The organism is Rhodococcus sp. C3V, assembly GCF_029269915.1.
GTDB lineage: Bacteria > Actinomycetota > Actinomycetes > Mycobacteriales > Mycobacteriaceae > Rhodococcus_F > Rhodococcus_F qingshengii.
This window is the reverse complement of sequence record NZ_JARJBE010000011.1, coordinates 124,252-145,816: the sequence shown is the minus strand read 5'-3', so window position 1 is coordinate 145,816 and position 21,565 is coordinate 124,252. Positions and strand designations below refer to the sequence as shown.

General features: G+C 63.3%; 19 protein-coding genes. 7 read left to right on the top strand and 12 right to left on the bottom strand.

Features of this window, described 5'->3' with window-relative positions:
• Positions 1-188 precede the first annotated feature (188 nt).
• Complete coding sequence (greA, locus tag P3G66_RS25345; protein WP_007726385.1) at positions 189-683, top strand: transcription elongation factor GreA; 495 nt, start codon at positions 189-191, stop codon at positions 681-683.
• Positions 684-771: 88 nt separating this feature from the next.
• On the opposite strand, the gene P3G66_RS25340 is transcribed toward greA, so the two are convergent.
• Positions 772-1,872 carry a C40 family peptidase gene (locus P3G66_RS25340; protein WP_003943296.1) on the bottom strand — a complete coding sequence of 367 codons (1,101 nt, stop codon included), beginning with the start codon at positions 1,870-1,872 and terminating at the stop codon, positions 772-774.
• A 205-nt stretch (positions 1,873-2,077) separates the two neighbouring features.
• Between P3G66_RS25340 and P3G66_RS25335 the strand changes: the two genes are divergently transcribed.
• On the top strand, positions 2,078-2,323 hold the full coding sequence (locus P3G66_RS25335; protein ID WP_153211881.1) for a hypothetical protein: 246 nt from the start codon (positions 2,078-2,080) through the stop codon (positions 2,321-2,323).
• Positions 2,320-3,114: an FAD:protein FMN transferase gene (locus P3G66_RS25330; RefSeq protein ID WP_003943281.1), complete on the top strand. Its 795-nt coding sequence runs from the start codon at positions 2,320-2,322 to the stop codon at positions 3,112-3,114. Before P3G66_RS25335 ends, P3G66_RS25330 begins: the two co-directional genes overlap by 4 nt.
• Positions 3,115-3,120: 6 nt before the next feature.
• Here P3G66_RS25330 and ilvA read toward each other — a convergent pair whose 3' ends face one another.
• From ilvA to P3G66_RS25315, 3 genes are all read right to left on the bottom strand, one after another.
• Entirely contained in the window at positions 3,121-4,284 is a 1,164-nt protein-coding gene (ilvA, locus tag P3G66_RS25325; protein ID WP_256931634.1) for a threonine ammonia-lyase, read from the bottom strand.
• Positions 4,285-4,419: 135 nt separating this feature from the next.
• Positions 4,420-5,592, bottom strand: coding sequence for a cystathionine gamma-synthase (locus P3G66_RS25320; RefSeq protein WP_003943272.1), 1,173 nt, complete (start codon positions 5,590-5,592; stop codon positions 4,420-4,422).
• 44 nt (positions 5,593-5,636) lie between these two features.
• The gene (locus P3G66_RS25315; protein ID WP_003943292.1) at positions 5,637-7,022 is read right to left on the bottom strand and encodes a cystathionine beta-synthase; all 1,386 of its coding nucleotides are present in this window, start codon (positions 7,020-7,022) and stop codon (positions 5,637-5,639) included.
• 71 nt (positions 7,023-7,093) lie between these two features.
• On the opposite strand from P3G66_RS25315, the gene P3G66_RS25310 reads away from it, so the two are divergent.
• A complete protein-coding gene (locus tag P3G66_RS25310; RefSeq protein ID WP_042448870.1) occupies positions 7,094-8,065 on the top strand; it encodes an SGNH/GDSL hydrolase family protein in 972 nt (323 codons plus the stop codon).
• A gap of 121 nt (positions 8,066-8,186) precedes the next feature.
• A complete protein-coding gene (locus P3G66_RS25305; RefSeq protein WP_019744600.1) occupies positions 8,187-9,404 on the top strand; it encodes an acetyl-CoA C-acetyltransferase in 1,218 nt (405 codons plus the stop codon).
• 66 nt (positions 9,405-9,470) lie between these two features.
• Here the strand turns inward: P3G66_RS25305 and P3G66_RS25300 are convergent, their stop codons facing one another.
• The 8 genes from P3G66_RS25300 to P3G66_RS25265 form a co-directional block, all read right to left on the bottom strand.
• Positions 9,471-10,226, bottom strand: coding sequence for an enoyl-CoA hydratase/isomerase family protein (locus P3G66_RS25300; RefSeq protein ID WP_276117279.1), 756 nt, complete (start codon positions 10,224-10,226; stop codon positions 9,471-9,473).
• A 120-nt stretch (positions 10,227-10,346) separates the two neighbouring features.
• Complete coding sequence (locus P3G66_RS25295; RefSeq protein WP_003943280.1) at positions 10,347-11,198, bottom strand: Bax inhibitor-1/YccA family protein; 852 nt, start codon at positions 11,196-11,198, stop codon at positions 10,347-10,349.
• Positions 11,199-11,392: 194 nt separating this feature from the next.
• A complete protein-coding gene (locus P3G66_RS25290) occupies positions 11,393-12,529 on the bottom strand; it encodes a methyltransferase (RefSeq protein WP_276117278.1) in 1,137 nt (378 codons plus the stop codon).
• Between the two features lie 90 nt (positions 12,530-12,619).
• Positions 12,620-13,306: a nitroreductase gene (locus P3G66_RS25285; RefSeq protein WP_003943290.1), complete on the bottom strand. Its 687-nt coding sequence runs from the start codon at positions 13,304-13,306 to the stop codon at positions 12,620-12,622.
• A 68-nt stretch (positions 13,307-13,374) separates the two neighbouring features.
• On the bottom strand, positions 13,375-14,280 hold the full coding sequence (locus tag P3G66_RS25280; protein ID WP_042448880.1) for a TIGR03619 family F420-dependent LLM class oxidoreductase: 906 nt from the start codon (positions 14,278-14,280) through the stop codon (positions 13,375-13,377).
• Positions 14,281-14,283: 3 nt separating this feature from the next.
• The gene (locus tag P3G66_RS25275; protein ID WP_007728815.1) at positions 14,284-15,135 is read right to left on the bottom strand and encodes an SDR family oxidoreductase; all 852 of its coding nucleotides are present in this window, start codon (positions 15,133-15,135) and stop codon (positions 14,284-14,286) included.
• A gap of 46 nt (positions 15,136-15,181) precedes the next feature.
• Positions 15,182-17,572, bottom strand: coding sequence for an EAL domain-containing protein (locus tag P3G66_RS25270; protein ID WP_165639610.1), 2,391 nt, complete (start codon positions 17,570-17,572; stop codon positions 15,182-15,184).
• Positions 17,565-19,868 (bottom strand): EAL domain-containing protein, encoded by a 2,304-nt coding sequence (locus P3G66_RS25265; protein ID WP_225320105.1) that lies wholly within the window; start codon positions 19,866-19,868, stop codon positions 17,565-17,567. Before P3G66_RS25265 ends, P3G66_RS25270 begins: the two co-directional genes overlap by 8 nt.
• A gap of 296 nt (positions 19,869-20,164) precedes the next feature.
• Here P3G66_RS25265 and P3G66_RS25260 point away from each other — a divergent pair, with 296 nt between their 5' ends.
• Both P3G66_RS25260 and P3G66_RS25255 read left to right on the top strand, forming a co-directional pair.
• Positions 20,165-20,842, top strand: a complete 678-nt coding sequence (locus P3G66_RS25260) for a tellurium resistance protein TerA (protein ID WP_007728823.1) — start codon at positions 20,165-20,167, stop codon at positions 20,840-20,842.
• A 289-nt stretch (positions 20,843-21,131) separates the two neighbouring features.
• Positions 21,132-21,326, top strand: a complete 195-nt coding sequence (locus P3G66_RS25255) for a hypothetical protein (protein ID WP_054826308.1) — start codon at positions 21,132-21,134, stop codon at positions 21,324-21,326.
• Positions 21,327-21,565 lie beyond the last annotated feature (239 nt).

The following is a 21,565-nucleotide window of genomic DNA, read 5'->3' as shown; positions in this document are numbered from 1 at the left end:
ACAGGGCGGGTAGTCATGCGTGATAGAATTGCCCGATACACGGTTCCGGGTGGAACCGTGTATTGCTGCATTGACGCAAGGTTTGACGGCAAGGTTGCATCCCTGGTGGTGCTTCTGCGTCGTTGTTCGCTGCTGTTGCAGCGATCGTCGAGGGAGCCCCCGGCTCCGACTACTAGGGAGTGATCGAGATGACCGAGACCCAGGTGACCTGGCTTACCCAGGAATCACATGACAGGCTCAAGAACGAACTCGACCAGCTCATCGCCAATCGCCCGGTCATCGCCGCCGAGATCAACGAGCGTCGCGAAGAGGGTGACCTGAAGGAGAACGGCGGCTACCACGCTGCCCGCGAAGAGCAGGGTCAGCAGGAAGCCCGCATTCGCCAGCTCCAGGAGCTGCTGAACAGCGCAAAGGTCGGCGAGGCCCCCACTCAGTCCGGTGTCGCACTGCCCGGATCCGTAGTCAAGGTCTACTACGACGGCGACGAGAGTGACACCGAGACGTTCCTGATCGCTACCCGCGAAGAAGGCGCACGTGACGCCAAGCTCGAGGTCTACTCGCCGAACTCACCGCTGGGCGGCGCGCTGCTCGAAGCCAAGGTCGGCGACACGCGTGAGTACAACCTGCCCAACGGCAGCACCATGAAGGTCACGCTGCTGAGCGCGGAGCCTTACCACAGCTGATCGGCTGTACCAGCTCTGAAAAGAAGCGCCACCCGACTCGGTCGGGTGGCGCTTCTTGCTCTGTCGGCGCTCGCAGTTTCCTGCCCACTCACACCACGCGGCGAGCCTTCATGCCTGCGAAGATCGGGCCGACCTTCACCACGTCGCCGAACGTGGGTGCGTGAAGCATCTGACCGTTGCCGACGTAGATCGCCACGTGGCCGGGGCCGCCTGCCTGCCAGTTGCCGAACAACAGGTCACCGGGCTGCGCCTGATCCAGCGGGATCTCGACGCCGACACCCCACTGCGTCTCCGAGGTCCGGGGCAGAGTCACCCCGGTGGCCGCGTGGATCGCGTACGACGTCAGCCCCGAGCAGTCGAACCCGCCCATCGACGGCCCGTTGATGTTTCCGCCACCCCACACGTACGGCAATCCGAGAAACTTCAGACCGGCCTCGACGACGCCGCCCACCGCTGCGGCGAGGTTGTTGTAGTCGAAGGGCGCAAGCATCAGGGCGAACGAGTCCTGCAACGATTTGATCTGGGCGACAAACGGAGCGGCGACCGCCTGCTCCGCAGGAACCTCGCCCGACTTGTCTGCCGGAACGCCGCCCGCTTCGCGAACTGCGTCCGGCCCGACGTCGTAGGCAGCGAGCGCGAGGTCGACGGTATCGCCCTCGACCTCACCGGACTTCTGCCAGGACTGCGCTTGCTTCACGAGATCGCACAACCGGTATCCGGTTGTCATCACCGGATCGGCAACGCCCAGGATGTCCATCTTTCCGTCGCCGTCACCGTCCTTGCCGTATGCCGTCCACGCTGCGGTGGTGAAGCGGCCAGGCCCGCGCCCACCTTCCGGTGAGATGTCGGTATCGGGTCCGTACTTGAATCCGTTCTCGACCGAGTACAGCGAGGCGATCACCGCGGGCGTGATCTCCGAGCACAGAGCACCGGCCTTTTTGATCCACGGCGCGAACACTGCCACCGCTCCCACGGGCGCCAATGTCGCTCCCGGAAAGTTGGAGGGTACGGAAGGCACGATTCCCTCAGGTGTGTCCTGAGTTCGTGCCGGTCCGTTCCAGGCTGCAAGTGAGACTGCAGCATTCGAAGACTCGTTCTTCTCGACTTGTGCGGGCGCTCCGAGAGTTCCACTCATCACGCCCAGTGCGGTGCCGATCGACACAGCGATCGCCAGGACACCGACTGCCATCCGAACCTCCGATAAACCTCTGAAAATCCATGTACGTGGTCGTACCCGAAACTTGTCGGTGCGAACATCTACTCTTTCGAACATGCATTCGACACGGCTCAGTCTCGCGACTCCTGTAACCAATGTCTCATTTATCTCGGCGGGCGTTACGCAAATGACTACAGACGCCAAGGCTTTTCTCAGGTTCGGCGTGCAAGCTGAGTCCATGAGCGACGATCGGCCACGACCCGCCCGGGGACGCACTACGGTGTATCGACCCGTTCGCCTCGCCCTCGCAGCCACGGCTGTGGCGGGAGCACTCGCAAGCGGCGGACTTTCACTCGTTTCTTCTCCCACTGCCACGGCACTCGCGCCGGACACGTCGGCTTCTCACACCAAGAATCCCGTAGCGAAGCGGCCCGTCGTGGTCGCCGGATTCGGAACCCCGGACGCCGTCTCCAACGGTTCGTGAGTACTCCGCGCTCGGCCTCCGAGTGGCTCACGTGGGGGGTTCAGGCCCGGGTCGTCGTCACCGACCCTGAAGTCCTTCCCTCCGCGGCCAGCCTGGTTCGCGGGTACCTCACCGCTGCCGACGCCGCCACCAATCGAGATCGTGCCGACTCCGAGATTCGTACCTATGTCAGCGCCGCGAGCAACGTCGACGGCGTCGCCGTGACCCCGATGTTCGCGCACTTCCTCGAAGACGCGTTGGCTGTCGCACGACTGACCGACGGCAAACTCACGCCGACGGCCGGGTCGGCAGACCCTCACTCCTGGTGGAAGATTCGCGTCGAGAACAACCGCGTGTACAGCCCGGACGACGTCGTTCTCGATCTGTCCGCGACGGCCCGCGCCAGTTCAGCGGACCACTGTGCCGCGTCCACTGCGACTCTTCTCGGGTGTGGCGTGCTGGTCGGCCTCGGCGGGGACATCGCGGTTGCCGGCCCGGCGCCGGAAGACGGCTGGCAGATTCAGGTGCAAGACCTGCCCGGCGACCCGACCTGCCAGGTAGCACTTCCTTCCGACTGCGGGATCGCCACGGCCAGCACCGTCAAGCCACTGCACCGCGAATCGACGGCGACGCCGATGTGGCGCACGGTGTCGGTGATTGCATCTTCCTGCGCCCAGGCCGCCGCATTCAGTCGGGTTGCGGTCGGCATGGGCGGTTCGGCCATCGACTGGCTACATCAACTCGACGTACCCGCCAGGCTGGTCGACCAGGAGTACCGCGTGACGGTTCTGGGCGGCTGGCCTGACGAGTAACTCGCCTCAGTTCTGCAGTCGTACTGCGTAACCGGCGCGGTCGAAGGCGGTGAGAAGTTCCGCCTTGTTGTCCGGACCACGCGTCTCGACGGTGAGGAAGACTTCCACTTCGTCGAGCGCGAGTTCGCCACCGGTACGGGAATGGATGACGTCGACCACGCTGGCGCCGTTCGCTCGAACCACTTCCAGCAACGAGACCAGTGCGCCCGGCCGATCGTCGATGGTGATGTGAACGCCGAGGAACCGTCCGGCCGCTCGCAGACCGTGCGAGATGACGTGCGTGAGAAGTAGCGGATCGATGTTGCCGCCGGAAAGCACGGCGCACACCGGCCCTGTCAGTCCCAGCTCCTCCGGAGAGCAGGTCATCAAGGCCGCGACGGCCGCAACGCCGGCCGGTTCGACGATGAGCTTGGCGCGTTCGAGGCACAGCAGGAGCGCTTTGGACAGCGCTTCCTCGCTGACCGTCACCACGGCGTCGACATGGGCGGCAACTTCGGCGAACGGAACCTCGCCAGGGCAGCCAACGGCGATACCGTCTGCCATCGTGGACATCGACGCCAAGGCGGTCGGCTTCCCGGCTGCCAACGACGCCGGCCAGGCAGCCGCGGTCTCGGCCTGCACTCCGACGATGTGGACCTGCGGGCGTACAGCTTTGACTGCTGCGGCCACTCCGGCGATCAACCCGCCGCCGCCGGTGGGAACGAGGATCGTGCCGACCTCGGGCAGTTGCTCGAGGATTTCGAGCCCCACAGTCCCCTGCCCCGCCACGACGTCCTCGTGGTCGAACGGGTGGACCAGAACTGCTCCGGTTCGGTCCGCGAATTCGCGAGCGGCCACGAGCGCTTCGTCGACAGTCGAACCGTGCAGGTGGACCTGAGCTCCATATGCCTTGGTGGCCACCAACTTCGGCAGCGGCGCACCCGTCGGCATGAAGACGGTCGACTTGATTCCCAATTCTGTTGCAGACCAGGCAACTCCCTGCGCATGGTTACCGGCACTGGCCGCCACCACGCCCGCTGCCCGTTCCTCTGCGGAAAGATTGGCAATGCGGTTGTACGCACCGCGCGGTTTGAAAGAGCCGGTGCGCTGCAGGTTTTCACATTTCAAGCTCACGGCGAAGCCGGTGGTTTCGGACAACACTCGCGAGGCCACGACCGGGGTGCGTCGCATGACCGGGGCGAGCAGTTGCTGTGCAGCCTTTATCTGTTCGAGATTCACGCATGCCTCCAGAAAGTGCGCCTCCACACCCTCGTGAGGTGTGAAGGCGCACTGCAGATTCGAAGTCGAATTACTGTAGAGCGAAGATCAGGACAGCGCTTGCTCGATGTCGCCGACCAGATCGGAGGCGTCTTCGATGCCGACCGACAGGCGAACCAGATCGTCGGGAACCTCGAGAGCGGAACCGGCCGTCGAGGCGTGGGTCATCGCACCGGGGAATTCGATGAGGGATTCGACTCCGCCGAGAGATTCTGCCAGCGTGAAGATCTCGGTGCGCGAGCACAGGTCGAGAGCCGCCGCCTTGCCGCCCTTGAGGCGGACGGAGATCATGCCGCCGAAGCGTCGCATCTGCTTGGCCGCGACCTTGTGCGACGGATGCGAAGCCAGTCCGGGGTAGATGACGCCGGCAACCGCGGGGTGGCCGTCGAGCAATTCGACGACCTTCTCCGCGTTGTCACTGTGACGCTCCATGCGCAGCGCCAGTGTCTTGATTCCGCGCAACGTCAGGAACGCGTCGAACGGGCCGGGAACGCCGCCGGATCCGTTCTGCAGGAAGGCGAACGCGGTGTCCAGTTCTTCGTCGTTGCAGACGAGAGCGCCACCGACCACGTCGGAGTGTCCGCCGATGTACTTGGTCGTGGAGTGCAGCGCGATGTCGGCACCGAGCTGCAGCGGCTGCTGCAGGTACGGCGACGCGAAGGTGTTGTCCACCACGATCTTTGCGTTGCCCTCGTGGGCGACCTCGGCAAGGAGCTCGATGTCACCGATATTGAGCAGCGGGTTCGTGGGCGTCTCGACCCAGACCAGCTTGGTGTTGGACTTCATCGCCGCGCGCACCGCATCGACGTCGGACACCGGAGCCGGGGTGTACTCGATCCCCCACTGCGTGAACACCTTGTCGATGAGACGGAAGGTTCCGCCGTACGCGTCGTCGGGGATGACCAGGTGATCGCCGGGTCGAAGTACCGAACGGAGCAGGCAGTCGGTGGCCGCCATTCCCGAACTGAACGCTCGGCCGTAGGTTCCGGATTCGAGCGCGGCGAGGTTCGCCTCGAGTGGGCGACGGGTGGGGTTACCCGTTCGCGCGTACTCGAAGCCACTGCGCATTCCACCGACGCCGTCCTGGGCGAAGGTGGAACTCGCGTAGATCGGCACGTTGACCGCACCGGTCAGCGGATCGGGTTCGTAACCCGCATGCACCGCTTTCGTGGAGAAACCCTGCCAGCTGATGTTGTCGGCCTTGCTGCGTTGCTCACTCATGGTCCCCAGCCTAATGGCGCCGGTGCCGGCGCAGGAATCCGAACTCAGGAATCCGAACTCAGGAAACCCAGGAGATCGTGGCGCGTGATGACACCGACCGGCTTGCCGTCGTCGACGACCATGAGTGCGTCGGTGTCCCCGAGCGCCTTCGTGGCAGCCGAGACCGGCTCGCCGGAACCGATGAGCGGGAACGGCTTGCTCATGTGCTTCTCGACGGAATCCGCAAGGTGCGCACGGCCTTCGAAGACCGCGCTCAGCAGATCCCGCTCGGACACACTTCCGGCGACCTCGCCTGCCATGACCGGCGGTTCCGCACCGACGACGGGCATCTGGGACACGCCGTACTCGCGCAGGATCTCGATCGCATCGCGCAGGGTCTCCGACGGGTGGGTGTGAACGAGGTCCGGCAGCTCGCCCGACTTGCCACGCAGAACGTCGCCGACGGTGGGGACGTTGGTCTTGCCGTCGAGTGGGGTGCGCAGGAATCCGTACGACGCCATCCACTGATCGTTGAAGATCTTGGACAGGTAGCCGCGGCCACCGTCCGGGAGGAGGACGACGATCAGGGCGTCGGGGCCCTCGCGCTTGGCTACTTCGAGGGCAGCGACGACGGCCATACCGCAGGAACCGCCGACCAGCAGTCCCTCTTCACGGGCGAGGCGACGCGTCATCTCGAAGGAATCGGCATCCGAGACCGCGATGATCTCGTCCGGGATGGACGGGTCGTATGCCGACGGCCAGAAGTCTTCGCCGACGCCTTCGACCAGATACGGACGACCGGTGCCGCCGGAGTAGACGGAGCCCTCGGGGTCTGCGCCGATGACCTTGACCTTGCCGCCCGAAACTTCCTTGAGGTAGCGGCCGGTGCCGGTGATGGTGCCGCCGGTGCCGACGCCCGCGACGAAGTGCGTGATCTTGCCGTCGGTGTCGGCCCAGATCTCGGGGCCGGTGGTCTCGTAGTGGCTCTCCGGTCCGCCCGGGTTGGAGTACTGGTTGGGCTTCCAGGCGCCGGGGATCTCACGGGTGAGGCGGTCGGAGACGCTGTAGTAGCTGTTCGGGTTGTCCGGCGCGACGGCCGTGGGGCACACGACCACCTCGGCGCCGTAGGCGCGCAGGACGTTGCGCTTGTCTTCGCTGACCTTGTCTGGGCAGACGAAAACGCACTTGTATCCACGCTTTTGCGCCACGAGCGCCAAGCCGATTCCGGTGTTGCCCGAAGTCGGCTCGACGATGGTGCCGCCCGGCTTCAGTTCACCCGAAGCCTCGGCTGCGTCGATCATCTTGACGGCGATGCGGTCCTTGGAGCTACCGCCAGGGTTGAGGTATTCGACCTTGGCTGCCACCGTGCCGAAGTTTTCGCCCGTGACGGACGTGAGCTTGACGAGTGGGGTGTTGCCGATGAGGTCGACGACGTGTTCCGCGATGCGCATTCGTCCATGTTCCCAGATGAAGGAAAACGGTGCGCGCGGACGTCGGGCGAAGGTGGTGCAATCCGGCTAGATTGGCAAGTGTGAGTCGAACCGGACTGAAAGCGTCGGTGGCCACGGTGGTGGCCGGATCGAGTGCAGGCACGCTCTCCTGGTTGGGCTACAACTATCTGATGTCGCAGGCGGGGGCGGCCCGCGGGGTGATCGGTCGCAATATCGCCAAGCCACCCGAGGCGGACGGGGTGTACGCACCCGGCGCCGACAACCCGGAACTCTGGTGGCGGGCCGTGCCCTTCGATCTCCACTTGATGATCTTCGGCGATTCGTCTGCGGCCGGCGTCGGCGCGCTGACGGCCTCGGAAGTACCGGGTGTTCAGGTCGCGAAGCTGCTTGCGAGTGAAACCGGGAAGCGAATCCGTTTGAGCACCAAGGCCATCGGGGGCGCCACCTCCCGCGGGTTGAGTGGGCAGGTTGACGCCATGTTCGTCGCCGGTCCTCCCCCGGACGCTGCGGTGATCCTGATCGGCGCCAACGACGTCACCGCCAAGAACGCGATTCACGCGTCGGCTAAACGCCTCGGCGACGCGGTTCGACGCTTACGCGAGAGCGGCGCCGTCGTTGTTGTCGGCACCTGCCCGGATCTGGGGGTGGTCACGGCGATCCCGCAACCTCTGCGCTCCGTGGTGCGCGAATGGGGCCATCGCCTCGCACTCGCCCAGGCGGCCGCGACCAGAAACGCCGGGGGTCATCCCGTTCCACTGGCCGACCTGCTGGCCAAGGAATTCCTGGCCTCGCCCGACACGATGTTCTCGGCCGACCGTTTCCATCCGTCCGCGGCCGGATACGAACTCGCGGCGAAGCAGATCGTCCCGGTTCTCGCGTCGGCTCTGGGTGAATGGCAGGGTGGCCCGCTACCCGAGCTCCCCCACGTTTCGGAGGCGGCGCAAGCCCGCACCGTCGCGGCCCGACTGACGGCGGCGGCAACCCAGTGGAAAGCCTTCGCGAGACGCACCAAACCCGCAGGTCAGCGCCCCGACGTCAACTGAGTGAGACTGCGTGACCACCATCTGGGAGCAGCAACGTAAATTGTAAGTCGAAGCTGCATTCAACTTGCCCTGCTCGACGGCGTTTCAAGCCGCCCTCGAGCAGTACACAAAAGGAGTTTTCATGCCCGAGGCAGTAATCGTCTCAGCAGTACGGTCGCCCATCGGCCGCGCAATGAAGGGTTCGCTCAAGGACATCCGCCCGGATGACCTCGCAACTCAGATGGTTGCCGCCGCGTTGGCAAAGATCCCCGAGCTCGACCCCACCGAGATCGACGACCTCATGCTCGGTTGCGGCCAGCCCGCCGGTCAGTCGGGCTTCAACATCGCCCGCGTCGTCGCCGTCCAGCTCGGCTACGACTTCCTCCCCGGTGTCACGGTCAACCGTTACTGTTCCTCCTCGCTGCAGACCACCCGCATGGCTCTGCACGCCATCCGCGCAGGCGAGGGCGACGTCTTCATCTCCGCCGGCGTCGAGTCCGTCTCCAGCTTCATCACCGGCAACGCCGACGGCCTCCCCAACACCAAGAATCCGCTCTTCGACGCAGCGCAGGCCCGTAGCGCCAAGCTCGCCGAAGGTGGAGTCGCCTGGACCGATCCTCGCGAAGAGGGCCTGATCCCCGACGTGTACCTGGGTATGGGCCAGACCGCGGAGAACGTCGCTTCGGCCACCGGAATCACCCGCGAAGACCAGGACCGCTGGGCAGTTCGCAGCCAGAACCGCGCCGAGGAAGCCATCGCTCGCGGCTTCTTCGAGCGTGAGATCACGCCCGTCACGCTCGCCGACGGCACCGTCGTCTCCAAGGACGACGGCCCCCGCGCCGGCACCACCTACGAGGGCATCAGCGGCCTCAAGCCCGTCTTCCGCCCCGACGGCACCGTCACCGCCGGCAATGCCTGCCCGCTCAACGACGGCGCAGCCGCACTGGTGATCATGTCCGACACCAAGGCAAAGGCACTCGGCCTGACCCCGCTCGCTCGCATCGTCTCCACCGGCGTCTCGGGCCTGTCCCCCGAGATCATGGGCCTCGGCCCGATCCAGGCCGTCAAGAACGCCCTGAAGATCGCCGGCAAGTCGATCTCCGACATCGACCTGTTCGAGATCAACGAGGCATTCGCAGTGCAGGTCCTCGGATCCGCTCGCGAACTGGGCATCGAAGAGGACAAGCTCAACATCTCCGGTGGCGCGATCGCCCTGGGTCACCCCTTCGGTATGACCGGTGCCCGTATCACCAACACCCTGATCAACAACCTGCAGGAGCAGGACAAGACCTTCGGCGTCGAGACCATGTGTGTCGGCGGCGGACAGGGCATGGCAATGGTGATCGAGCGCCTCAGCTGATCCCCTGAGCACGTCGAAAGCGGCCGCCCGGCTTCTGCCGGGCGGCCGCTTTCGTGTGGTCGGGTTTCAGGTATTCGTGAACTTCCGAGCAAAACTCCCCAACTCGCGAATCAACTCTCGCGCAGCGTCGTCCTCACGCTGCACGGCAGCGCGAGCTTCGTCCGCCCATCCGTGACGGAGCAGTCGTTTGGCGGCAAGGACTGCCGGTCCGACGTTGGCGGCAATCTGCTCGGCACTCTCGCGGGCGCGTGCCTGTACCTGGTCGGCCGGCACGGCGGCTGTCGCCAGTCCGTAGGCGGCAGCTTCGACGCCGCTGAGCCACCGGGCCGACAGGATCAGCTCGGCGGCTCGCTGCGTTCCGATCACCTTGGGCAGCAACCAACTACTGGCAGCTTCGGGAGCTGTACCCAGCGAAGTGAACGGTGCCCGCAGACGTGCGTCCTCGGCAACGTAGACGACGTCGCAGTAAAGCAGCATGGTCAGGCCGATGCCGACGGCAGCGCCGTGTACCGCGGCGATCAATGGCTTCGGGAACTCCACCAGCGCGACGATCAGCGGCGCGAATGCGTGGCCGAAGTCGGCGTTGTCTGCGCCTGGTTCGGCGAGTGCGCGTAGGTCGACGCCACTGGAAAATGCCTTGCCTGCGCCCTCGACGATCACCACGGCCACGGCTTCGTCCGACGCCGCGTCGTCGAGCGCCTTGGTCAACGCTCGAAAACCGGCTGCATCAAATGCGTTCAGACGACTCGGATTATTGAAGGTCAGCGTTCGCACTGCTCCGGCATCCGCGACCAGGATGGGTTCAGAGGTGTTTGTCGACATTCGCTCCCCTTCGTTCCAAACCAAGCAGTTGCTAGGTATCCAAGCACCGTAACCGTCCACAGACGACAAAAGAAGGGCCCCTCGCGGGGCCCTTCTTCGTGTTACGGATCGACTCGAGAACTAGTCGTTGTTGAAGTAGCTCAGCAGACGCAGGATCTCGACGTACAGCCAGACCAAGGTGACGGTGAGGCCGAATGCGACGCCCCAGGCTGCCTTCTCGGGCGCCTGTGCGCGGATCAGCTGATCAGCGGCGTCGAAGTCGAGCAGGAAGCTGAAGGCTGCGATGCCGATGCAGACGAGGCTGAAGATGATGGCGAGCGTTCCGCCGTCACGCAGTCCCAGTCCGCCCTCGACGAAGAAGCTCGCGACGAGGTTACCGAGGGCCAGAACGACAACGCCGATCAATGCGCCGATGATCATTCGCGTCAGACGCGGTGTCACCCGGATCGCACCGGTCTTGTAGACGACCAGCATGCCGAAGAACACGCCGAACGTTCCGAGGACTGCTTGCGCGATCAGTGCGGATCCGCCGACGCCACCGAATTGAATATCAGTGAACATGAACGACAGCGCACCGAGGAACAGACCCTCGGCGACGGCGTACGCCAACACGATTGCCGGGTTGTCCATCTTGCGGCCGAACGTAGCGACCAGAACCAGAACGAGGCCGACGAGACCGCCGCCGATGACCAGCGGGGTAGCGAGGTCGACGTTGTTGTTGACCAGGAAGTACGACACCAGTGCCGAGATCGTCAGCACACCGAGCGTGATGCCCGTCTTGGTGACGACGTCGTCGATCGTCATGGCCCGCGAGGTGGGACCGGTCTGGTACGGCTCGGCCGGAGCGTACTGCGGCTGACCGAACTGCTGGGTTGCCTGCGAGGCGCCCGCCGTCGCAGATCCGAACGAGGCGTATCCGTTGCCCTCTTGCTTGGGCAGATTGCGGAACACCGGGTTGCTGGTGGTGCGCACCGTGATCATCCCTTCATCGTGGTGGCCTACGACGGGTGCGTCGCGGGTTCGCCGGACGGATCCGAGTTTCCGACACGGTCCGTGTACCTGACTAAAAGTAAAGCACTCGTAATTTACAACGTCGAAGCTTCGGTTGTAGTTCCCGGCGCATTTCCGGAAGATCAACACTCTTCGACACTTGTCCCTTTTCGATACTAGGACGGTTTGACCGACTTCATCACGATGAACTTCGCGTTCTTCGCCATCGCCTCGCTCGGACCCACCGAGGCTTTCAGCGGTTCGCGATACCCCAGATGCGCGTTGTGAACAGTCCACAACTCGCCACCCGGACGCAGGACGCGACCGGCAGCTTCGAACATCTTGAGTGCTCCGCCGGTGTGCACCGCCGCGCCGACGTGGAACGGCGGGTTCAACAGAACCAGATCCGCGCTCGCACTGGGCAACGAACTCACGGCGTCGTCGCGCAGGCCGCTCACTCGATCGCCGACGCCATTTGCGGACGCGGTCGCCAGGGCCGAAGCGACGGCTGCCGAGGACTGATCCGTTGCGATCACGTGCACGTCCGGGAACTTCCGCGCGATCGCCGCCGCGAGAATGCCGCTGCCACAACCCAGATCGATCACGTCACTCAGCGGATCGACCGCAATCTTTCCGAGGTTCTCCAGGAGCAACCGGGTGCCGATGTCCAGGCTCGCACCGGCAAACACTGCGCCGTGAGCAACGACGTCGAGGTCGAATTCGTCGAGGCGTTCGGTCACCGGGAACGTGATAGCAACATCGGGCTTCGGTTCCGAAGCCTTGAGTACGCGGGACTTCTGCCGTCCACGCGAGGCGCTGACGTCGGAAAACGATTCGCCGAGAACCTTGTTCATCGCCGGGGTGATGTGCTTGTCACGCCCACCGGCGAAGACACGAACCGCCGGGTCGGCGTGGAGCGCGATCAGCTGAGCGATCTCGGCAAGTTCGGCGAGGCTACGCGGCAATTGCATGAGCACGACGCGGGCGCCGCTGAGCAACTCCTCGTCCAGTCCGTGCGAGGTGAAGGCGTCACTGAATCCGAGTTCGCGCGCATTGTTCGCGAGGGCCAACTCTCCGGTGAGCGGATCCTGGTGAACGCGCACGCCGGCGATTCCGTGCACGAGCGCAACACCGGCAGTCAGCGCACCGTAGTGATCGCCGATCACGACGACGGTGCCCGCCGGTGCCGCGGCGAGAGCGTCGGCGGCCTCGTCGAGGATCAGACGATCAGCCGCATCGACGGCAAAGAGATTGGGTGCCTCGACATCGGGGAATCGGCGCAGACGATCGAACAGTTCGGGTGTGTCGGACATGCCACCAGTCTTTCAGGTGGAACTACGCAACACTCAATCCCCCGACCAGCAGGTGATCAGTTCGACATCCCTGTCAGTTCGACATCCCTGTCAGTTCGACATCCACTGCACGACGTTGTCGACGGTTTCGCGTTCGGTGCGGAATCCGTTCACCGGGTGGTCGGCGTCGGGGTATCCGAACGAGATCGCGCAGACAACCTTGCGAGTGTCGTCGATACCGAAATGCTCGTGAATGAACTTGGAGCTGCCCGCGAGCGCCGCCTGCGGGATGGTGGCGACCCCCAGACTCTGGGCCGCGAGCAGGAAGCTGTTCACGTACAACCCGCAGTCGACTGCGCCGTAGGTGCCCAATGCCTCGTCGGTGGTGATGATCGCGACGTGAGGAGCGCCGAAGAGCTCGAAATTCTTCATCGTCTGTGCCGCGGATCCGGCGCGGTCACCGTGCTCGATTCCGACGCTCGAATACAGCGCCATCGCGCAGTCGAACCGACGCGACTTGTAGATGCCCTGGTACGCGCGCGGGAACTCGAAGTCCGACTCCTGGGCGTTGGCCATCACGTACTCACCGAGGCCGGCGCGGAATCGCTCGGTGCCCTCCCCTTCGGTGATCGCGACCTGCCACGGTTGCGTGTTGCACCACGACGGCGTCTTCTGCGCCAGCCGAAGGATCTCCTCGATCACCTCACGTGGCACCTGACGGTCCTCGTAGGCGCGGCAGCTGATCCGGGCGTCGAGCAACGCCTCCAGGCTCGTATCCACGACGATGCTCTCGGTCATGTGTTCTCTCCTCGATCAGGCTGCACTACAACACTTCGCACGATAGAACTACCGCCTCGACGCAATAGTCAGCGGGTCACCTTTGCGAAGGCCGCCACCAGCTCGCCGAACTCTGCCATCGCCGCATCCGGATCCGGATCTACTGCTGCCAGCGCAACCAGCACATCGGTGGCACCGGATTCGAGCAGCTGCTCGGCGCCGATCATCGTCGCCGGGAGGTCGATCGAACCGTCGGACCCGCGTACGACGGTCAGTCGCCCACGGACCTGCAATTCCGCTGGATCGCGTCCGAGATCCGCCATCGCTTTGCCGATGACGTCGATCCCTTCACGTAGGTCGTCGTCCGCGGCACCCATGATCGGAATCCACCCGTCACCCCAGGTTGCGACGCGTCGTACAACGGCCTTGGAGAGCGAACCGGACACCCAGATCGGGATTCCAGCGGCCGGACGGGGCGCGCAGTACACGTCGTCGAACTTCAGACGAGGGGTGTCGATGCTCGCCGGCGCCGAACTCCACAGGGCCCGGCACACTGCGAGAGCGTCGTCGAGCAGTGGTCCCCTTTTACCGAAGTCCATACCTGCCGCCTCGTATTCACGTTCCTGCCAACCTGTTCCGACGCCAAGGTCGAGTCGGCCCCCGGAGAGCAGATCGAGTGTCGCGGCCGTCTTGGCCAGTACCGCTCCCCCGCGCAGCGCCGCGATGACGATTCCGGTCCCCAAGCGAATTGTCTTCGTCTGTCCGGCAACAAAAGCCAGGACGGTCAGCGGCTCGAGCCAGTTGGCGTCGGGCTCGGTGGGGAACGCCGACCACGTGTACGCCGAGTTGTCCGAGCCCATCACCACGTGATCGGTGACGAGGACCCGGTCGAAGCCCGCAGCTTCCGCGCTCTGACAGACCTGCACGAGTTTCGCGTAGGAGTCCTCCGCGAGAGTGGTGCCGAAGTTGGGAACGTTCAGACTGAAAGTTGTCATGTGTCAAGCCTTTCGGGGCCGGTTGGTCCAGCCACCCTCTTCTGTGGGGAACCAGCCTCCGGCAGCGTGCGAGCCGCCGTCGACGTGGATCACGGTTCCGGTGATGTATCTCGCCAGGTCGGAAGCCAGGAACAGTGCGGGGCCGGCAATGTCGACCGGCTGGCCCGGTCCGCCCAACGGTGCCCACCCCGGCCACTTGTCCCAGTCGTCGGCAGGAACGATCGTGCGATACGGCACCTGTACCGACTCGATCAGATCCGGGGCAATGGCGTTGACGCGCACTCCGGTTCGACCGATCTCCACACCAAGGCTCCTGGTGAACTGTGTCAGCGCGGCCTTGTATGCCGAGTACATCGTGTGGCCCGGGATCGCTCGATGCGCCTCCACCGTCGTCAGGTTCACGATCGATCCACCCAAACCGCGGTCGATCAAGCCGGGAAGCAGGGCATGGGTCAGACGCACGACGTGATCGAAATTGATGCTGCCGGCCTCGGACCAGAAACCGGGATCCGTACCGGTGAACTCTGTCGGCGGGTTCAGGAAATGACCCACGTTGTTCACCAGGACGTCCGGAGCGAACTCGGTCAACGCTACGGGGACTTCCCGCGTCCGCACGTCGTACTCGAGATAGTTGATCGAACCACCTGCAGCCGAGTCGAATTCGACGTCGCCAAGAGGAGCCACGTCGACAACCAGAACTGACGCGCCATGCGATGCAAATGCTCGAACAATCGCTGCGCCGATTCCCTGGGAACCGCCTGTGACCACTGCCTTCTTACCCACCAACATCGGCCCTGGGGAGTACGCCGATCCGACCACCACGAAGACACCCTTCTGCAGTTCGATGTGAAGCACTTCGGCGTACCGTCACACATCGATCGGCAAAACGGGCGCAAAGTTCTCACTCAGTGGTAGCCGCGACACCCCACCTGCTCGAACCGCCGAGTCGCCCATTCAAATAGTGCGGAATCTCGGCTGCCCGTATCGGCATTCCCTCGAGGTACCCCTGGATCACGTCACATCCGCACTCGGTCACTATCGCGCGCTGCCTCTCCGTCTCCACGCCCTCGGCGACGGTGTCCAGCCCCAGAGACTTGGCAATCGCGATGACGGCTCGCAAGACAGCGAACCTCGAATTCGAGGGATCCGCGTCCAGCGGTGCGACGAACGCCCGATCGATCTTCAACCGATCGAGCGGCAGCCGGGCCAAGCTGGCAACCGAGGAGAACCCTGTGCCGAAGTCGTCCATCGCAATGGCGATGCCGAGCGCCGAGAGCTGTACCAACACATCTCGGTCGGCGTCGTCGATGACCAACGATTCGGTCACCTCGATCTCGAGTCGGCTGGGGTGGAGGTTCACCTCGATCAGTGTCCGGCGTACCGAGTCGACGTATCGACTCGAACGCAGTTGCACCTGAGAAACGTTGACGGCAACCCGAATGTCCTCCGGCCACGTTGTCGCCGCCGTGCAGGCAGCCCTCAGAACACCTGCACCGATCGGCACGATCAAGCCGGTTTCCTCGGCGACCGAAATGAAGTCTCCCGGCGAGACGAGACCTGAAGTCGGATGGTTCCACCGCAGCAGAGCCTCGAACCCGACGACAACTCCCGTCGCGGCCGAGACCTGTGGCTGATAGACCAACTCGAACTCTTCGTCGATCAACGCACGACGAAGATCCAACAATGCCCTGGCCCTACCCGTCGCACGATCCCGCAAAGTCGCATCGAAGGCGCGAATCTGGTTCCGACCGCTCTCCTTTGCGTGGTAAAGCGCGAGGTCCGCGACAATCACCAGGTCTTCGAGGCTGTCGGCGTCGTCGGGCATCGAGCCGTACCCCAGACTGGCACGAATGCGAATCTGGTTGCCGACCAGTGAAAATGGTCGTTCGAATGAGTCGAGAATCGTTTGGAATCTCTTCTCCACCTCATCTGCACTCCCGATGTCGTCGAAGGCTAGGTCGTCGAAGGCGATGGCGAACTCGTCACCCCCCAGTCGGCCACAGATCTCGTTCGATCGCAGAACGCTGTGCAGTCTGCCGGCAACATCGCGAAGCACGTCGTCTCCGATGTGGTGTCCCAACCGGTCGTTGATCGACTTGAAGTTGTCCAGATCCAGAATTGCCAGCCACACCCTGTGTCCGTCCCGAATCCGCGAAGACAGTTGAGCGTTGAAGCTGTACCGATTTCTGAGCCCGGTCAACGAATCGATCTCTGCCAATCGCAAGATGTTCTGGCGCTGGTGATACGAGTGCGTGATATCGGATCCGACACCGCGCCACCCGTAGGTCGCCCCATCGCCACTGCCCGGGTGACCTGACATCGACCACCAGCGAGTATCGCCCCGAACGACGACCTGCATGGTGAGGTCCCGAAACGCCGTCCCGGCTTGAAAATTCGCGGCGAGGAGATCAAGGGACTTCCTGCCCACATCTGTTCGGGACGCGCCGATCCCGATCAGGATCTCGTGCATTGTGCGGCCCCGAATCTGTGCTGCCGGCAAACCGACCTGCTCGGCGAAGCGATACGACACGGTACTGGCGATACCGCGCGAATCGGTCTCCCAGAGCCAATCCTGTGCTCCGTCTTCGAGATCGTTGAGCAACAACTCGACGAGATCTCGTTCGTCCTCGGCTATGAGTTCGGCGCGTAGCCGTCTCTCGAAAAGTTTGGCCAACAGCAAAGTTCCGCTGTAGAGCGAACCTACAAAGACGACCAGCACCCCGATCAGCACGAAACGCGATGTGCCCGGTTCCGTCCAGAACGCCCCGGCCAACCCGACTCCCACCAGGCTGATCCAGACCACAGTGATTCCGCGAAACATCATGGTGGGAAACACGCCGACCGCGATCCCACCGATCAAGGTCGAGCTCAGTACCAACTCGTCACGAGGATCGAGCATCGGGAAGAGAACGAGAGCCAAGCACGCCAGGAGCACTCCCCAGACAATGATTTCGACTGTGAGTACCACCAGTTCGGTGGTCTGGGACTCGGAGACGCCGAGACGCGAGCGCCGGAGCCAATACACACTGAATCCAGCGCTCGACAACAGCATGACGCTCGACCAGGCGAAGGTGAACCATCCGGCATCCACCGGCAGAAGCACCACGATCGCTGACAAGGCAACCGCCGCGGTCAGAAACGACCACGGCAGTACGCGCGCGGTGAACCGCAGTCGTCGATCGAGTAGGCGACGGCGATCGTAATCCGAGAGGTGTTGTTCCGTGCCGCTGCGACCGAGTTTGCGCACCGACGTCCCGACGCGACGCCTACGGAGTACTGCCGGGTCATCCACGTCGGCCTGCTACCGCCGCTGCGACCGCGTCGACCGACATGGCTCCGCCGGCGATGTATCCCTGAACAGTCCTCACCCTTGCAGCGGCCACGGACTTCAAGTCTTCCTCACCGTCGACTCCCGAGACGACGACCTCCATTCCCAATGCGTCGACCAGATCCACGACAGCTTCGAGGATCGACCGTCCACCAGGCACTGCACCCGAAATGGAGCGTTCTATCCGGACTCGGGTGAACGGAAGGCCGGACAGTGATGCGAGCGAGGAGAATCCGGCGCCGAACTCGTCCACGGTCAGCGCGATTCCCATGTCCGCGATGGCGTGCAACGCAAACTTGGACTCGTCGGTGATCGCCGATGATTCGTTGAGTTGGAGCTCGAGCTGATGTGCACTGACACCTGATCGTCGAAGCGAGTCCCCTATCGCGACGACAAAGGAATCCGATTCGAGCTGACGCGTCGATACCGCGACGGCTACCCGCAGGTGATCAGGAAGGCGGGACGCCGCCTCGCAGGCCAACTCGAAGACGGTAGTCCCCAGTGAGTACGCCAAACCGGTGTCGTCTGCGACGCTCATGAATTCGGCGGACGTAACGGCACCGAGGCGGGCGTTGTGCCAGATCACGCGGACTTCCACGGCCACGATCTCGCGGGAAACCACGTCGATCCTGGGCAACAGCTCGAGTTCGAGGTCCTTCTCCGCGACAGTGTTTCCCAGATCTTCGAGCAGGCGGGCCCGCCGATCGGCCACGGACTTCATCGAGTCTCGATATTCACGTACGGCCCCGCGCCCGGATTCCTTTGCCGCGAACAAGGCCAGGTCCGCAGCGCCCATCATCTCGTCGGCGGAGGACGGCAGCTCGTCGGGGAGGTAGTACCCGATGCTGCATCCGATCTCCAACCGCGTACCGGCCACTGTGATCGGCTCGTGCAGAGTTTCGATGTAGCGGCCGAGCAGAGTACGAACTTGTGAGCTGTCACCCACATCGGTGAAAAGAACCGCGAACTCGTCTCCCCCCAGACGTGCGAACAACTGTGACACCCCGCCGGCTTCGGACAGGCGATCCGCGACCTCTCGCAGAACCGCGTCGCCAACGGTGTGTCCCAGTGTGTCGTTGACCGACTTGAAGTTGTCGAGGTCGAGCATGGCCAACGCGAGACCACTTTCGCTTGTGTACGGCTCGCGCAGCAGTCGCTCGAGCTCGGTCCAGAAGCTGTGCCGGTTCGGCATACCGGTGAGTGCGTCCACACGACCCATCCGCACGATCTCGTCACTCTGCAGTTTTACTTCCGTGACGTCGGAACCGACTCCTCGCCAGACGAACTCGTCGGGTGTACGGCCGGGGCGCGGGCGTCCGGAGATCTGCCACCACCGAATTTCACCGTGAACTCGGACCGGAACGAGCACGTCGACGAATGCGGTCTTCGTGTGGCGGGCCTGCTGCAACTCCATCAGCGCATCGATCCCGCCGGGGATCCGTAGGGTGCCCAACTCCATGAACAGGTCCTGCCACGCCGTTCCCTGCAACTCGGTGGAGTCCAGCCCCGCTTCGACCGCGAGCCGCGTCGGGATTCGGTTGAACTTGCCTTTCTGGTCCGTCTCCCACACGAAGTCCCCGGCGTTGCCTTCGAAGTCTTCGAGAAGCATCTGCACGACCGATCGTTCCGACGCGGCGCTCAATTCAGCTCGATAGCGAGATTCCAGGTTGCCCGAGACCACTATCGTGCCGCCGATCAGAGCCGCGCCATAGGCGATCATTCCAATGAGAATTCGTTCGAACTCGGGTCCCGGCTGAAGCCAGAATGCCACCCCGAGGATTATCAGATTGGACAGGACCCAGGTGACCCCCACCACTCGCAACATCGCGGTGGCCACGGCTCCGGCACCGGTGATCGATGTGGTGACCGCTATCAGGATCAGATCGCCGGAATCGTCCAGGATCGGGTACAGGACCAGGGCGAGCGAGGAATACAGGATCCCGACTACAGCAAATTCGACGATGAGAAACGCGTAGGACATCCGGTACGTGGGTGTGATCAGGTTGAAATGAATGGCGAGACCCACGCACATCCCCACCAACCCGATCACGCCGGACAGCAATGGCCACACACGCGGCAGCGGTCCGCCGTCCGGGGGAATTACATACAACGTCAGCCCGAGTGTGACGACGAGGTGGACGGCAGCGGCCCAGGGCAGCACGCCGAAGGTAACGGCTATCTGCTCACGAGTTACGTCATCACGTTGGGCGGGCGTCAGTCTTTCTCTCTGGCGGGGTTGCAGAAGCGACAGGACTGGCATCACTTACCTCCCGCTCCCACGACGAAATTGAATCGGACGTCCGACTCAGCAATTCTTCCGTAATTGGACGTTGCCGTGTCAACCAGTGCGTCCACCCTATTTCGGAGTCGCGTCTGCCCACAGACACAGTAATCAGCAAACTGCTGGTCTGCCGCAAGTTGGCGCCGCAAGTTTGATGCCCATGGGTTGAAATCAGACATGAGGGACAATGGCCGGAGATCGCCGATCACGTCGGTGGAGATTCCTCGACGGGTAACACGATCGGACTCATTCGAGTTCAGACAAGGACTATCACGATGGCAATCGACTACACCCGACGTTCCGGCGAGTCCACTCCGTCGCAAGCACCGGTCAGCCTGAGCAAGATCACGCTCACAAAATCGGCGCCGACGGTCAACCTCGCGAAGGCGGGTGAACGACAAGGCAATATGCGCGTGAACCTCAACTGGTCACAGGGGGCACCACCGAAGAAGACCGGTTTTCTCGCCAAGCTCGCCGGCGCAGGCTCTGGTGCGGTCGACCTGGACCTCGGATGCCTCTACGAACTTGCCGACGGGTCCAAGGGAGTAGTTCAGGCCTTGGGTAACAGTTTCGGTTCACTGACTTCTCCGCCCTACATCTCCCTCGACGGCGACGACCGCAGTGGTGCGAACACCGGCGGCGAGAACATGCACGTCAATCTTGGTGACCCAAGCGCTTTCCGGCGAATCCTGATCTTCGCGATGATCTACGACGGCGCTCCCAACTGGGCGGCCGTGGACGGCGTCGTCACCTTGTATCCCACCAACGGGCCGGAGGTGGAAGTGCGACTCGACTCCGCGAGCAACCAGGAGCGACTGTGCGCGATCGCGCTCATCCAAAGTTCAGGTCAAGGCGTGACGGTGACGCGCGAAGTGCAGTACATCAACGGCAGTCAGTCCGATCTCGACCGTGCGTACAACTGGGGTATGAAATGGGCTGCCGGACGAAAGTAGGGGCTGCGGACGGGGCCTCCCCCATCCGAATGACAATGTCCGAATCATCCACAATGTCGCAAGTTACTGGATAGTGTCGAGAAGTGGGGTCGGACATGAGGGGTCACGCTCGACACCGATAGTGGGTCGGTGACGCTATGTGCTTGGCGACGCCGACGTTCGACCGGAAAGGCCCTCGATTTCCCCCGAGATCGAGGGCCTTTTCGTATCTTGCGTCACTGTTCGCGCCCTTTCATTAGTTGATCGTTAAACTAAGCGTTCGTCCAACATGCACCGATGGAGAACGTGAATGTCCACGAATTCAGATCGACGCCCGCGCCTGCCCGTGAGAATCGCCTACCTCGCCGCAGGAGTTCTCTTTGTCGCCGCCATGCTCCTGTTGGCAAGCGTCGTCAACCCTGATCGGGACCGCGATTTCTCGATGAACCACGTCCCCGCGGGGACGTCGACGACCGCCTCCGTCACAACGTCCGACCTCGGCTAACGAAGGTACCGGTACGTAAGTGGCGCACGTCACGAACTGTGGGTAGTTTCAACGCCGATGGTTCGCCGTAGGTCGGTATTGAGAGGGACGGCCAACCACTGCCCTGCCTGGTTGCCCCACCCAAGCAGGCAGGGCACCCCAGATCAGGCAGGCACCCCCGATAATTTAAGCCTCAAGTAACTGTTACTCGGGAAAGACTTGTATCAAACCGGGACGAATCGTACATTTCATCCGGCAGT

What these genes read in the sequence shown, in the direction of transcription:
- greA (WP_007726385.1), top strand. Translation starts at nt 189, where the DNA reads ATGACCGAGACCCAGGTGACCTGGCTTACCCAGGAATCACATGACAGG.
- P3G66_RS25340 (WP_003943296.1), bottom strand. Translation starts at nt 1,872, where the DNA reads ATGGCAGTCGGTGTCCTGGCGATCGCTGTGTCGATCGGCACCGCACTG.
- P3G66_RS25335 (WP_153211881.1), top strand. Translation starts at nt 2,078, where the DNA reads ATGAGCGACGATCGGCCACGACCCGCCCGGGGACGCACTACGGTGTAT.
- ilvA (WP_256931634.1), bottom strand. Translation starts at nt 4,284, where the DNA reads ATGCGACGCACCCCGGTCGTGGCCTCGCGAGTGTTGTCCGAAACCACC.
- P3G66_RS25320 (WP_003943272.1), bottom strand. Translation starts at nt 5,592, where the DNA reads ATGAGTGAGCAACGCAGCAAGGCCGACAACATCAGCTGGCAGGGTTTC.
- P3G66_RS25315 (WP_003943292.1), bottom strand. Translation starts at nt 7,022, where the DNA reads ATGCGCATCGCGGAACACGTCGTCGACCTCATCGGCAACACCCCACTC.
- P3G66_RS25305 (WP_019744600.1), top strand. Translation starts at nt 8,187, where the DNA reads ATGCCCGAGGCAGTAATCGTCTCAGCAGTACGGTCGCCCATCGGCCGC.
- P3G66_RS25300 (WP_276117279.1), bottom strand. Translation starts at nt 10,226, where the DNA reads ATGTCGACAAACACCTCTGAACCCATCCTGGTCGCGGATGCCGGAGCA.
- P3G66_RS25290 (WP_276117278.1), bottom strand. Translation starts at nt 12,529, where the DNA reads ATGTCCGACACACCCGAACTGTTCGATCGTCTGCGCCGATTCCCCGAT.
- P3G66_RS25285 (WP_003943290.1), bottom strand. Translation starts at nt 13,306, where the DNA reads ATGACCGAGAGCATCGTCGTGGATACGAGCCTGGAGGCGTTGCTCGAC.
- P3G66_RS25280 (WP_042448880.1), bottom strand. Translation starts at nt 14,280, where the DNA reads ATGACAACTTTCAGTCTGAACGTTCCCAACTTCGGCACCACTCTCGCG.
- P3G66_RS25265 (WP_225320105.1), bottom strand. Translation starts at nt 19,868, where the DNA reads ATGCCAGTCCTGTCGCTTCTGCAACCCCGCCAGAGAGAAAGACTGACG.
- P3G66_RS25260 (WP_007728823.1), top strand. Translation starts at nt 20,165, where the DNA reads ATGGCAATCGACTACACCCGACGTTCCGGCGAGTCCACTCCGTCGCAA.
- P3G66_RS25255 (WP_054826308.1), top strand. Translation starts at nt 21,132, where the DNA reads ATGTCCACGAATTCAGATCGACGCCCGCGCCTGCCCGTGAGAATCGCC.